Annotated in this window: 11 protein-coding genes; 8 read left to right on the top strand and 3 right to left on the bottom strand. The window is 70.2% G+C overall.

Going from position 1 to position 13843, the window contains the following annotated elements; genetic code table 11:
• The first annotated feature begins 521 nt into the window (after window positions 1–521).
• Both OG948_RS05660 and OG948_RS05655 read left to right on the top strand, forming a co-directional pair.
• A complete protein-coding gene (locus tag OG948_RS05660; protein ID WP_406294310.1) occupies window positions 522–1886 on the top strand; it encodes a sensor histidine kinase in 1365 nt (454 codons plus the stop codon).
• Window positions 1883–2560: a response regulator transcription factor gene (locus OG948_RS05655; protein ID WP_020552051.1), complete on the top strand. Its 678-nt coding sequence runs from the start codon at window positions 1883–1885 to the stop codon at window positions 2558–2560. Before OG948_RS05660 ends, OG948_RS05655 begins: the two co-directional genes overlap by 4 nt.
• 25 nt (window positions 2561–2585) lie before the next feature.
• Here the strand turns inward: OG948_RS05655 and OG948_RS05650 are convergent, their stop codons facing one another.
• On the bottom strand, window positions 2586–3500 hold the full coding sequence (locus tag OG948_RS05650; protein ID WP_406294309.1) for a RecB family exonuclease: 915 nt from the start codon (window positions 3498–3500) through the stop codon (window positions 2586–2588).
• 138 nt (window positions 3501–3638) lie between these two features.
• On the opposite strand from OG948_RS05650, the gene OG948_RS05645 reads away from it, so the two are divergent.
• A complete protein-coding gene (locus OG948_RS05645) occupies window positions 3639–5072 on the top strand; it encodes a cellulase family glycosylhydrolase (protein WP_406294307.1) in 1434 nt (477 codons plus the stop codon).
• A 230-nt stretch (window positions 5073–5302) separates the two neighbouring features.
• Window positions 5303–6388: an IS110 family transposase gene (locus OG948_RS05640; protein WP_331770823.1), complete on the top strand. Its 1086-nt coding sequence runs from the start codon at window positions 5303–5305 to the stop codon at window positions 6386–6388.
• Between the two features lie 327 nt (window positions 6389–6715).
• On the opposite strand, the gene OG948_RS05635 is transcribed toward OG948_RS05640, so the two are convergent.
• A complete protein-coding gene (locus OG948_RS05635; RefSeq protein WP_406294305.1) occupies window positions 6716–7891 on the bottom strand; it encodes a M50 family metallopeptidase in 1176 nt (391 codons plus the stop codon).
• Window positions 7892–7986: 95 nt separating this feature from the next.
• On the opposite strand from OG948_RS05635, the gene OG948_RS05630 reads away from it, so the two are divergent.
• Together OG948_RS05630 and OG948_RS05625 are read left to right on the top strand one after the other, a co-directional pair.
• Entirely contained in the window at window positions 7987–8895 is a 909-nt protein-coding gene (locus tag OG948_RS05630) for a tRNA (adenine-N1)-methyltransferase (protein ID WP_395873010.1), read from the top strand.
• A gap of 137 nt (window positions 8896–9032) precedes the next feature.
• On the top strand, window positions 9033–9734 hold the full coding sequence (locus tag OG948_RS05625; protein ID WP_406294303.1) for a hypothetical protein: 702 nt from the start codon (window positions 9033–9035) through the stop codon (window positions 9732–9734).
• Between the two features lie 33 nt (window positions 9735–9767).
• Here OG948_RS05625 and OG948_RS05620 read toward each other — a convergent pair whose 3' ends face one another.
• Window positions 9768–10055 carry a ferredoxin gene (locus OG948_RS05620; RefSeq protein WP_395873038.1) on the bottom strand — a complete coding sequence of 96 codons (288 nt, stop codon included), beginning with the start codon at window positions 10053–10055 and terminating at the stop codon, window positions 9768–9770.
• Between the two features lie 224 nt (window positions 10056–10279).
• Between OG948_RS05620 and arc the strand changes: the two genes are divergently transcribed.
• Together arc and dop are read left to right on the top strand one after the other, a co-directional pair.
• A complete protein-coding gene (gene arc, locus OG948_RS05615; protein WP_395873012.1) occupies window positions 10280–12046 on the top strand; it encodes a proteasome ATPase in 1767 nt (588 codons plus the stop codon).
• Window positions 12047–12266: 220 nt separating this feature from the next.
• Window positions 12267–13772 (top strand): depupylase/deamidase Dop, encoded by a 1506-nt coding sequence (dop, locus tag OG948_RS05610; protein WP_406294301.1) that lies wholly within the window; start codon window positions 12267–12269, stop codon window positions 13770–13772.
• Window positions 13773–13843: the final 71 nt, after the last annotated feature.

Genomic DNA, 13843 nt, shown 5'->3' with positions numbered 1-13843 from the left:
GGTGGGAGCGGACGGGCCCGAAGGCCCGTCCGCTCCCACATCCCCGTGTTTCCCCCGTACTGCGTTCCCCCGTGTACTGCGGTACCGCGTTTTCCCCGTGTACTGCGTTCCCCCGTGCCGGAGCCCCCGTGCTCCGACCCGTACTGCTTCCCCGTCGGTCCTGTCGACCTCCCGGCGGCGGTTTCCCCCGTCCCCGTGACCGCCGAGAGGTCTCCTGGTCGTGCTCCGTCCGAACCCCGAGAGGATCGGACCCCCGTACTACCCCCGTAGTACATCCCCGCGGTTCCCGTTTCCGGGTTCCCCGTGTGTTGTCCAGTGTTGGTGATCGCGAACGGTAGGGCTTCAGGGAAGTCCCTCGCGTTCGCCGCACCCCCTCGCCCGCGCCGCCACACCGTTGAGTACGGCCCGCGACTCCGCCCCGAGGAGGAGATCGGCCCACCGCTCCTCCCAGGGGACGAGACCTGGCCCCTGGGGGGTCTTAACCCCCGGCCAGGGGCTCTACCGTAAGAGATGTGCGCGCCGTGACCCCAGCCCCGGACACCCCCGCCGGGACCCCAGCCCCGCCCGGACCGAGCCCATCGCTGCCCCGGCTCGCCCGAGCACGGGCCTGCCTGGCCGACTTCGTCCAGGAACTCCGCCGCGACACCCGCCAGCCGTGGCCGCGCCCCACCGTGCTCGACCTGGCGCTGGTGCTGCTGCTGACGGTATTCGCCGTGGGCGGCCTGTACTTCCACGAACTCGGCCGCGACGACGTCCGCGACCCGGACGTGTGGGGCGTCCTGCTCGCCGTGCTCACCGCCGTACCGCTGCTGTGGCGCGGCGCGCACTCGCTGCGCGTGCTGATCGCGGTCAGCGTCGCCGGGCTGATCCTGGCCGGCGCGAACTACGAATCCGCCGGCGCCGGGATCGGCCAGATCGTCGCGCTGTACGCGGTCGCGGTCGGCCGCTCCCGGGTACCCGCCGCGTGCGCCCTCGCGTTCACCGAGAGCGCCACCATCGCGTGGCTGGCACTGCGCGACAGCGACGTGGAGTTCCTCGACATCGTCGCCAACCTCGCCGCGATGTTCGCGGTCTGGGCGTTCGCCCGCAGCGTCGGCTTCCGGCGCGCCTACACCGCCGAACTCGAGGCCCGCGCCGACCGCCTGGAGCGCACCCGCGAGGCGGACACCCGCGCCGCGATCGCCGAGGAGCGCGGCCGGATCGCCCGCGAACTGCACGACGTGGTCGCCCACCACGTCTCGGTGATGACCGTGCAGGCCTCCGCCGCGCAGCGGATGGTCGCGCGCAATCCGGACCGGGCCAAGGAGGCGATGGCCGCGGTCGAGCAGACCGGCCGCGGCGCGCTGGTGGAGATGCGCCGCCTGGTCGGCATCCTGCGCGACACCACCGACGCGGTGGGCGGGCCCAACGAGGGCCACAACGCCCCCCAGCCGGGCCTGGACCAACTCGACACGCTGGTCACCCAGGTCCGCGAGGCCGGGCTCCCGGTCGAGCTGTCCCTGGAGGGCGCCCCCTGCGAGCTGCCGCCGGGCATCGACCTGGCCGCCTACCGGATCGTCCAGGAAGCCCTCACGAACACCCTCAAGCACGCCGGCCCCGCCGAGGCCCGCGTGCTCCTGCGCTACAGCCGCACCGAACTCCTGGTTCGCGTCGCCGACGACGGCCGAGGCGGCAGCACCGTACCCACCGGCGACCGCACCGGGCACGGACTGCTCGGCATGCGTGAGAGGGTCTCCCTCTACGGTGGACGCCTGTACGCGGGGCCCCGGGCCCAGGACGGCTTCGAGGTCCTCGCGCGCATCCCCCTGTCCACCACGAACACCGCCGACACCGCCGCCCCGCCGGACGGTGTCGCCCCCGACCGACTGGAGCAGACCCGCCCATGACGATCCGCGTCATCCTGGTCGACGATCAGCCACTGCTGCGCACCGGCTTCCGGATGATCCTGGAGGCCGAGCCCGACATCGCCGTGGTCGGCGAGGCCGCCGACGGCGAACAGGCCGTCGAACAGGTCCGCGCCCTGCAACCCGACGTGGTGCTGATGGACATCCGCATGCCCCGCATGGACGGCGTCGAGGCCACCCGGCGGATCGCCGGATCGGGCCGCGACGGGGAGAACACCGCCCGTGTGCTCGTGCTCACCACCTTCGACCTCGACGAGTACGTGGTCGAGGCGCTGCGCGCGGGAGCGAGCGGCTTCCTGCTCAAGGACGTGCCCGCCGACGACCTGGTCACCGCGATCCGGGTGATCGCCGAGGGCGAGGCGCTGCTCGCGCCGAGCATCACCCGGCGGCTCCTGGACATGTACGCCGCACGACTGCCCTCCGCCGAGGACCCCACGCCCGACACACTCGCGATGCTCACCGAGCGCGAGGTGGAGGTGCTGCGCCTGGTCGCGCGCGGGATGTCCAACGCGGAGATCGCCGCCGAGCTGTACGTCAGCGAGACCACGGTCAAGACCCACGTGGGCCACGTGTTGACCAAGCTCGGCCTGCGCGACCGGGTCCAGGCCGCCGTCTACGCCTACGAGAGCGGCCTGGTCCGCCCCGGCGCGATCTGACCGGGGCGGGGGCGGCGACCGGCGGCTACGCGGGCACCACGGGCAACGGATACACCGGAGGTGTGCCACCGAACTCGGGGCACACCTCCCGGTGATCGCACCACCCGCACAACTTCGACTTCCGGGGCAGCCACTCGCCCGTCCGGGTCGCCAGGTCGATCGCCTGCCACAGCGCCCGCAGCTTGCGCTCGACCGCCAGCAACTCGCCCTCGTCCGGGTCGTAGGTGATCACGTCGCCGCTGCCCAGATAGACGAGCTGCAACCGGCGCGGCACCCGGCCGTGTTGCCGCCACAACACCAGCGCGTAGAACTTCATCTGGAACAGCGGCTTGTCCTGGAACATCGGCGACGGGGCCTTGCCCGTCTTGTAGTCCACCACCCGCAGATCGCCCGCCGGCGCCACGTCGAGCCGGTCCACGACCCCGCGCAGGATCAGGCCGTCCTCCAGCGTCGTCTCCACGTAGAGCTCGCGCCGGGCCGGCTCCAGCCGGTTCGGGTCCTCCAGCGTGAAATAGCGCTCGACCAGCTTGTCCGCGTCCTGCAACCAGGTGCCCAGACCCGCGACGTCCTCGCCGAACAACTCGGCCAACTCCGGGCGCTCGGCCAGCAACTCGTCCCACGCCGGCCGCACCATCGCCACCGCCCGCTCCGGCGTGCGCTCGCCGCTGGGCAGGTCGAACAGCCGCTCCAGCACCGTGTGCACGACCGTGCCGCGCGTGGCCGCGGCGCTCGGCTTCTCCGGCAGCTTGTCGATCACCCGCAGCCGGTACAGCAGCGGACACTGTATGAAGTCCGCGGCCCGGGACGGCGACAACGACACCGGCGGCCGGGGCCCGCGCTCACCGCCCTGGGCGGGCACCACGACACCCGCGGCGTCGGCGGCGGGCTCGACGGCCGGGGCGTCCTCGTCGGAGGCGGTTTCGGAGGGGCTGACACTCATGGCGACCACCCTAAGCGTGCGGGGCGACACCCTGAGCGCCCGAGGGGCGGAGCGCCTCTGTCAATCGCCACTACCGCTCAGTAGAGTCCCGGCACCACGGGTCCCACACACCCCATCCGCGACTCCGACGGAGGTCCCATGCGCGTCCCCACCCGCACCCGGCTGCACGTGGCCGCCGCGATCACCGGCGGCCTGCTCCTGGCGGGTCTGCCCACCCCCGCGTCCGCGCACGACGACCGGCCCGGCCGCGGCCCGGACAAGATCACCGTCGGCGACCGCACCTTCATCGCCGACGAGCGAGGCCGGGCCACCCAGTGGCGCGGCTTCAACATCGGCGACAAGGAGCACCGGGGTGCCGAGGCGTTCAAGGACGTCACCGAGAAGCAGTTCCGCGAACTCTCCGACCGGGGCTTCAACCTGGCCAGGGTGCTGTTCTTCTGGGACGACCTGGAACCGAGCCCCGGCCGCTACAGCCGCGACTACCTGGCCCGGATGGAGCGCATCCTGGGCTGGGCCGAGAAGTACCACATCAAGGTCGTGCTGGATGCCCACCAGGACATCTACGGCCCGTACTTCAACGACCACCGGGGCAACCCGGAATGGACCACCCGTGACGAGGGCCTGCCGTACGAGCCGGTCCCCGGCGACTGGTTCGCCGAGTACTACACGCCGGGCGTGCAGGCCGCCTTCGACCACCTGTACAACGACCGCGACCTGCGACGCGCGCACGCGCAGATGTGGATGAAGGTCGCCGCCACGTTCGGCCGGCACCCCGCCGTGCTCGGCTACGACCTGATGAACGAGCCGATGGGCCGCTTCCGCGAGGGCGAGGACATCCCCACCGCCGCCGCCCGGCTCGAATCGACCCAGATCACCGACATGTGGAACCGACTCACCGACGCGATCCGCCTGGTCGACCGACGCAACTGGATCCTGGTCGAACCCACCCCCGTGGTCGGCCTGGGCCTGCCCACCGCGCTCGGCCCGATCACCGACGACAAGGTCGTCTACGCCCCGCACTTCTACGAGACCGCGATGGAGACCGGCGCCGATTACGACCCCGACGGCGGCTTCATCGAGAACTACGAGGCCGCGATCACCGCCTACCCGAAGGCGAACAAGCTCCCGGTGATCGTGGGGGAGTGGGGGCCGCCGGACCAGTCGCTGCCCAACATCCCGCTGTTCTACAAGCGGATGACCGCGGCCATGGACCGATTCGGCACCGGCTGGGCGGGCTGGCAATGGTGCAACGGCGGCGGCTACTGCACGCTGGACGCCGACGGCCGGATGAAGCCCAACAACAAACTGCTGGTGCAGCCCTACGCGCGCGCCGTGGCCGGCAACCCGGAGAGCTTCGGCTACAACCCGGACACCCGCACCTACACGCTCACCTTCACCACCCGCCGAGGCGCCCAGGGCCCCACCGAGATCGCCCTCCCCAAGGACGTCTACGCCAAGCCCCCGACCATCCGCGTCACCGGCCCCGGCCGCACCCACACCGACACCCGCGACAACACGGCCCGAATCACCACCACCCGAGACGGCCGCTACACAATCACCATCACCCCCTGACAGTGATCATGTGACTGGTGGTTCTGCTGATGAGCCTGACTCGCCCCCTGACTGACGTCGTTGACTGTCCTGTATGGGATTTGTCGGCTCGTCGGCGGGACCACCACGCACGCGGCCGGACGGGCGTTTGTGACCTCATAGGAGCTTGGTCCAGAAGCCCCGTCACTGTCTTGTCCACCCGCCCGACCGGCGCGTGCCGCCCTCGGCTCGGACAAGCGGCAAGGACGGACATGACCAGCATGACGCACGACGGAGCGGAGATCACCGGCGGAGTCGACACGCACGGCCCGACCCACCACGCGGCCGTGATCGACCCGCTCGGCCGGCATCTGGCCGACCGGGAGTTTCCCGCGACCGTCCGCGGCTACCGGGACCTGCTTGACTGGATGCGCTCGCACGGCACCCCGACCGCGGTCGGGGTGGAGGGCACCGGCGCCTACGGAGCCGAACTCGCGCGGGTCCTGACAGCGGCCGGCGTCACGGTCGTCGACGTCGACCGGCCGGACCGCAAGACCCGCCGGACGAAGGGCAAGTCCGACCCGATCGACGCCTACGCCGCTGCGACCGCAGTGCTCTCCGGACGGGCCACCGGCATCCCCAAAAGCCGCGACGGAGTGGTCGAGGCCGTGCGCGTGCTGCGGGTCGCCCGCCGCAGCGCGATCAAGGCCCGCACCCAGGCGATGAACCAGATCCGCAACCTCGTGGTGACCGCCCCGGCGATGCTGCGAGAGCAGGTCGCGGGCCTGGACCGGACCGCCCTGATACGCACCCTGGCCCGGCTGCGGCCCGGCGACGACGTCTCCCGCCCGCTCGCGGCGACCAAGGCCTCGCTGCGGCGCCTCGCCCGCCGCCACCAGGCGATGGACACGGAGATCGCCGAGCTCGACGCCGAGATCGGCCCCCTGGTCGAGCAGGCGGCCCCGGCCCTGCTGAAGCTGTTCGGTGTCGGACCGGAGACCGCCGGCCAGCTACTGGCCTCGGCCGGGGACAACCCCGAGCGCATGCGCTCGGAGGGCGCGTTCGCGCACCTCGCCGGCGTCGCCCCGATCCCGGCCTCCTCCGGCCGCACCCACCGCCACCGCCTCAACCGGGGCGGCGACCGGGCCGCGAACAACGCCCTGCACACGATCGTGCTGGTCCGCATGCGCTACGACGAACGCACCCGCGCCTACGTCGAACGCCGCACCAAGGAAGGGCTGTCGAAGAAGGACATCATGCGCTGCCTCAAGCGATTCGTCGCCCGCGAGGTCTACCGCGCACTGACCAGCACACCAGCGGAACGAATCACCCAAATCAACCTCGCTCCTGCGGCTTGACATGCATAGGAGCATCCCACCCCGACCCGGCCGGCGCCAACTCGGCCCGGCCGGCGTCCGAGGCAAAAGAAGCCTCGCACCACCTGGCGCAACCACCACACCAAAGCCGCACGAACCCTCCAGCCCGGCCGGTGTTCGAGGCCAAAAGAAGCCGAGCGCCATCCAGCGCAATCACCACAACGAAGCCGCACGAACCCTCCAGCCCGGCCGGCGCTTGAGGCCGAACAAAGCCGAGCACCACCCACCGCAACCGCGACGACCACCCAGCCCGGCCGGCGCTTGAGGCCAAGCAGCCCGGCCGGCGAGTGAGGCCGAAAAACCCCGCCCTCAACCCCGCATCATGGCCAAAAACGCATGCTCGACATCGCTCCGGGACAACACCCCGTACACCCCGCCGTCCCGCTCCACCACCAGGTACTCACTCGCCGGCGCCGCCCGCATCGCGACCAGCAGATCCTCCCCGGCCAGATCCGCGCCCACCGTCATCCCCGGCGCCAGATCCCGCGCCAACGGCCCCACCGCCACCCAGGGCCTGCGGTGCTCCGGCGTCGCCAACACCGCGGCCTCACGCACCACCCCGACCGGATCCCCGCCCCGATCCACCACGACCAGCCCGCGCGCACCCTCCTCGTGCGCCCGCCGCAGCGCCTCCGACAACGGCACGTCCGCCGCCACCGGGATCGCCCGCCGGGTCAACAACCGCACCCGCAAGTCCGGCAACCGCTCCCGCAGCCGCTCCGCGCGTAGCGACTGCACCGCACCCGCCCACATGAATCCGGCCACCAACGCACCGAAGATCAAGGTGTACGTGCGCGCTCCCGCGTCCGCGCCCAGCGACCACAGCGCCGCCGCGATCAGCACCACCACCGCGAGCACCCGACCCGCCCAGGACGCCGCGATCGTGCCGGCCAACGGCCGCCCGCTGATCCGCCACACCACCGCCCGCAACATCCGGCCACCGTCCAGCGGCAGCCCCGGCAGCAGGTTGAACGCCGCCACCAGCAGATTGGAGACCGCCAACAACGCGACCATCCGCCCCGCCAGCGTGTCCACGTCCAGCGCCAGACCGATCACCCAGAAGCCGCCACCGAGCAGCAGCGACAACGCCGGACCCGCCGCCGACACCAGGAACTCGTGCCGGGCCGTCTCCGGCTTGTCGATCTCGGACACCCCGCCCAGGAACTGGATGGTGATCCGCCGCACCGGCAAGCCCAGCCGCAGCGCCGTCACCGCGTGCGCCAACTCGTGCACCAGCACGGACACGTACAACAGCACCGCGAAGCCGAAGGACAACACGAACCGCCACGGACCCAGATCCGGGAACAGGCTCTCGAAGGTCGGCGCGAACAACACGGTGATCACCGCGGCGATCACGAACCACGTCGGCGCGACATAGACCGGCACCCCGAAGGGGCGCCCCATGAGCAGGCCACGCCTCGGCTCCCGGCGCGGGGCGTCGTCCTGCCGCATCCTGCGTCCCTGCGGCCTGCTCGAATCAGTCACGTCCAAGATGCTATGCAACCGAGTCCCGGTTTGACCCCCACGGGGCCCGCACCCACGCGTCGGAGCGTCGTCCACGACCGACTAGGCTGACCCCCATGTCCGAACCGACCGGTGCCGCGCGCAGGCGCGGACCCTTCCAGGTCGGGGACCAGGTTCAGCTGACCGATCCCAAGGGCCGCCACCACACCTTCACGCTCGAAGCGGGCAAGGCGTTCCACACCCACAAGGGCTCGTTTCAACACGACGCGCTGATCGGCGCTCCCGAAGGGACCGTCGTACGGTCCACCGGGAACACCGACTACCTCGCGCTGCGACCTCTGCTCCCCGACTTCGTCCTGTCCATGCCCCGCGGCGCCGCGGTGATCTACCCGAAGGACGCCGGCCAGATCCTCGCGATGGCCGACATCTTCGCCGGCGCCCGCGTCGTCGAGGCCGGCGTCGGCTCCGGCGCGCTGAGCACCTTCCTGCTCCGCGCCATCGGCGACACCGGGCAGCTCGCCTCCTACGAACGCCGACAGGACTTCGCGGACATCGCCCGCAAGAACGTCGAGCGCTACTTCGGCGCCCCCCACCCCGCCTGGAAGCTCACCGTCGGCGACCTCCAGGACAACCTCGTGGAGACCGGGGTCGACCGGGTGATCCTCGACATGCTCGCGCCCTGGGAATGCCTGGACGCGGTCTACAAGGCGCTCGCGCCCGGCGGCCTGGTGTGCTGCTACGTGGCCACCACCACGCAGCTCTCGCGCACCGTGGAGACCATGCGCGTGATGAACTGCTTCACCGAGCCGCAGCCCTTCGAGTCGATGGTCCGCTCCTGGCACGTCGAGGGCCTCGCGGTCCGCCCCGACCACCGGATGATCGGCCACACCGGCTTCCTGGTCACCGCCCGGCGCCTCGCCGACGGGGTCGAGCCGCCGCTGCGCCGGCGCCGCCCGTCCAAGGGCTCCTACGGCGACGACTACGCCGGCCCCGGCGCGGAGGCCGGTACCCCGCTCGAATCCTGACCCATCGTCAGGCAATGGTTGAGACAAGGCGGGCCGGGACCCTGTACCGGGACCCGGCCCGCCGCATAAGGTCGTCCACCGTGGCGGACGATCACCCTGAGACCCGGCCCGCGCGCGGCGACAGTACCCGCGGGCTCGTGACCACCGACGCACCATCCGAAACCTCCGCGCCCCGGCGCGTCGAGGTCCCCGACGTCCGCAACGGCATCGCCTTCGCCGCCGCGGCCATCGTGTTCGCGCTCATCGTCGGCACCGGCCTGGTGATCTGGGCCGCGGCCTCCCTGGACGGCGGCATACCGGGCGTCACCGCGCCCGCCAGGGACCGGCCCAATCAGCAGGATCCACCGGCCGCGCCACGCACCATCCAACCGGGGGAGAACACCGCGAGCACGTCGCATCAGGGGCAGGCGGCGGGTCACGCTCCCGAGGCCGCGCAGGCCGTGCCGCTCTCCCGCAGCCGACCCGCCGGCGGCCCCACCGAGGCGGAGCTCGCCCGGATCGACTTCCCGATCGACTGCCCGGGCGTGGGCGCACAGGTCAAGACCGTGCTGACCGACCCGACCGGCCCCACCGTGGTCCGGGTCGAGTGCGCGGCCGGCTCCGGCAGCCCGCCCGCCGCGCTGCTGGCCTACGCCGCCGCGGACACCGGCGCACCCCGGCTGGTGGCCACCCTGCTCGACACCGACGAGGGCCTGCTGGTGAGCGACGTCACCCGGGACGGCGACTCGATCACCGCGCACACCCTGGGCTGGTCCGGCCCGGACGTCCCCCGCTGTTGCCCCGACGTCGAGGGCACGCTCCGTTGGCGGCTGACCCCGCTCGGTGCCCAACGGATCTGACGCGTCGCCAGACAGTGGCGTACGAAGCGGAATTCAGGACGCGTCCGGCCCATACACCTCGACGCCGTCGGAAACCCGACGCATGTGGATGCAATCGCCGGGACACTTGCGTGTGGCGTCGATCACTTCCACCAGCAGTGGCGCGGGCACCGGGACCACCGCGCCCGGCTCGGTGCGCAGCTCGTCGTCGTCGCCCTTGACGTACGCGAGGCCGTCGATGTCCAGCTCGAAGACCTCTCGCGCGTATTGGACGCAGATGCCGTCCCCGGTGCAGAGATCCTGATCGATCCAGACCTCGAGGGGTTCGTTTTCCGCGGACATGCGGCCTCTCTCTTCACCGATTCGTATCGACACGCGACCAACAGACCCTACTCGCGGCTGCTTCCCGAGGTGGTGAGGTGGGTATCTGATCCTCACAAGCGTGGGGGCAATCGCACGGGTGAAGATCGGACACGCCCGGACAGTCTTGCTGATCAAGGGGTTTCAACCCCTCCTGCCGTAGGTAGGGTCGGAGACGTCGCAGCTCCCAGGAGGAGGTGAGGGCCGTGGCAGTCCACGACGACGACATGAACCGTGGTGGGAGGCCGGCTCGGGGTACGGACGACCTCGTAAGCCAGGTTTCTTTTCTAGAGCAGGAAGTCGCCGTCCTGCGTCGCAAGCTCGCCGACTCACCGCGCCAGAGCCGTTTGCTCGAGGAGCGGGTCGTCGATCTTCAGACGTCCTTGGCCGGCATGACCACACAGAACGAGCGATTGGTCGCGACCTTGAGGGAGGCCCGCGACCAGATCGTGGCCCTCAAGGAGGAAGTGGACCGACTCGCCCAACCCCCCTCGGGGTTCGGCGTGTTCCTACAGGCCAACGAGGACGGCACGGCGGACATCTTCACCGGTGGGCGCAAGCTCCGGGTGAACGTCAGCCCCAACATCGAGCTCGACGAACTCCAGCGTGGCCAGGAGGTCATGCTCAACGAGGCCATGAACGTGGTCGACGCGATGGAGTTCGAGCGGGTCGGCGACGTGGTGATGCTCAAGGAACTGCTCGAGGACGGCGAACGAGCCCTGGTCATCGGGCACACCGACGAGGAGCGCGTGGTGCGCCTCGCCGAGCCGCTGATGGACTCCCCGCTGCGCGCGGGGGACTCGCTCCTGCTCGATTCCCGATCGGGATACGTGTACGAGCGGGTTCCCAAGAGCGAGGTCGAGGAACTGGTCCTCGAAGAGGTCCCGGACATCGACTACACCAAGATCGGCGGTCTGCGGAACCAGATCGAGATGATCCGCGACGCGGTGGAGCTGCCCTACCTCCACCCCGACCTGTTCAAGGAACACGAGCTGCGCCCGCCCAAGGGCATCCTGCTCTACGGCCCCCCCGGCTGCGGCAAGACGCTGATCGCCAAGGCGGTCGCGAACTCGCTCGCGAAGAAGGTGGCCGAGGCCCAGGGCAACGAACAGGGCAAGAGCTACTTCCTCAACATCAAGGGTCCCGAACTGCTCAACAAGTACGTCGGCGAGACCGAGCGGCACATCCGCCTGGTCTTCCAGCGGGCTCGTGAGAAGGCCAGCGAGGGCACCCCCGTCATCGTCTTCTTCGACGAGATGGACTCGCTCTTCCGCACCCGAGGGTCGGGCGTCAGCTCGGACGTGGAGAACACCATCGTCCCGCAGCTCCTGTCCGAGATCGACGGCGTGGAGGGCCTGGAGAACGTCATCGTGATCGGCGCCTCCAACCGCGAGGACATGATCGACCCGGCCATCCTGCGGCCGGGCCGGCTCGACGTGAAGATCAAGATCGAGCGTCCGGACGCCGAGGCGGCCAAGGACATCTTCGCCAAGTACCTCAAGGTCTCGCTGCCGCTGCACGACGACGACCTGGTGGAACACGGCGGCAACCGGGCCGCCACGGTCACCGGGATGATCCAGGTCGCGGTGGAGCGGATGTACTCGGAGAACGACGAGAACCGCTTCCTGGAGGTCACCTACGCCAACGGTGACAAGGAGACCCTGTACTTCAAGGACTTCAACTCCGGCGCGATGATCGAGAACATCGTCGGTCGCGCGAAGAAGATGGCGATCAAGGACTTCCTGGAGCACCGCCAGAAGGGCATCCGGGTGGCCCACCTGCTCGCCGCGTGCGTCGACGAGTTCAAGGAGAACGAGGACCTGCCCAACACCACCAACCCGGACGACTGGGCGCGGATCTCCGGCAAGAAGGGCGAGCGGATCGTCTACATCCGCACGCTGGTCTCGGGCAAGCAGGGCGACGAGGCAGGTCGCTCCATCGACACCGTGGCCAACACCGGTCAGTACCTCTGATCCCGATCGAGTACCGATTGACCACCGATGCCGCGGCCCGTGTTCAGGTCGAACACGGGCCGCGGCGCCGTGCCGGGACGACAGTTCAGCACAGGGCAATAGTTCCGGCCGTATCCCCAAGGCAATCCAACGGCAATAGGCTCGGCAGCATGACCAGGGTGTACCCGGATCACGGAGAGTGTGGCTCGGGTACCGGCCGGGTGAGGGACGAGGGGGTCGCATGACCGTCCGGCGTGTGATGGGCATTGAAACCGAGTACGGGATCTCCGTACCCGGTCATCCGAACGCCAACGCGATGTTGACGTCTTCCCAGATCGTGAACGCGTACGCCGCAGCGATGCAGCGGGCCCGGCGGGCCCGCTGGGACTTCGAGGAGGAGAATCCGCTGCGCGACGCGCGCGGGTTCGACCTCGCGCGCGAGCTGGCCGACTCGAGCCAGCTCACCGACGAGGACGTCGGCCTCGCCAACGTGATCCTGACCAACGGCGCTCGGCTCTACGTCGACCACGCCCACCCGGAGTACAGCGCGCCCGAGACCACCAACCCGCGCGACGCGGTGATCTGGGACAAGGCCGGTGAACGCATCATGGCCGAGGCCGCGCGGCGCGCCGCCGAGCTGCCCGGCGGGCAGCAGATCCTGCTGTACAAGAACAACACCGACAACAAGGGCGCGTCCTACGGCACGCACGAGAACTACCTCATGCAGCGCGCCACGCCGTTCGCGGACATCGTCCGGCACCTGACCCCGTTCTTCGTCTCCCGTCAGGTGATCTGCGGCGCCGGGCGGGTGGGCATCGGCCAGGACGGCTCCGCCCACGGCTTCCAGATCAGCCAGCGAGCGGACTACTTCGAGGTAGAGGTCGGCCTGGAGACCACGCTGAAGCGGCCGATCATCAACACCCGCGACGAGCCGCACGCGGACGCCGAGAAGTACCGGCGCCTGCACGTGATCATCGGTGACGCGAACCTGTCCGAGGTGTCCACCTACCTCAAGCTCGGCACCACCGCGCTGGTCCTGTCGATGATCGAGGATCGCTTCCTCGGCAACGACCTGACCGTGGACCAGCCCGTGCGCACGCTGCACGAGGTCTCCCACGACCCCACCCTCAAGCAGCTCATCACGCTGCGCAGCGGCCGCAAACTGACCGCGATCCAGCTCCAGCTCGAATATCTCGAGTTGGCCCGCAAGTACGTGGAGAACCGGTTCGGCAAGGATGTCGACGCGGACACCACCGACGTGCTCGACCGCTGGGAGTCGGTGCTCGCCCGCCTGGAGACCGACCCGATGTCGCTCGCGCGCGAACTGGACTGGGTGGCCAAGCTGCAACTCCTGGAGGGCTACCGACAGCGGGACGCCCTCGAGTGGGACGCGCCGAGGCTGCACCTGGTCGACCTCCAGTACGCGGACGTACGGCCCGACAAGGGCCTGTACAACAAGCTGGAGGACCGCTTCGAGCGGATCGCCGGCGAGGCCGAGGTGCAGCGCGCGGTGCACCTGCCGCCGGAGGACACCCGGGCGTACTTCCGCGGTCGCTGTCTGGAGCAGTACGCCGACGAGGTGGCCGCCGCCTCGTGGGACTCGGTGATCTTCGACGTCGCGGGTCACGACTCGCTCCAGCGGGTACCCACCCTGGAACCGCTGCGCGGGACGAAGGCCCACGTGAAGGACCTGCTGGACCGCTGCCGCACAGCCGAGGATCTGGTCCGCGCCCTCACGGGTGGGTGACCTCCCTCGTTCGCGGGAACAAAGCGAACGAACGGATAAATCCCCTTCCGGAACACCTGGCATCCGACACT

The sequence above is a fragment of the Embleya sp. NBC_00888 genome, from assembly GCF_045207655.1.
Lineage (GTDB): Bacteria > Actinomycetota > Actinomycetes > Streptomycetales > Streptomycetaceae > Embleya.
The sequence above is the reverse complement of the archived record's forward strand: the minus strand, read 5'-3'. Positions and strand labels throughout refer to the sequence as shown.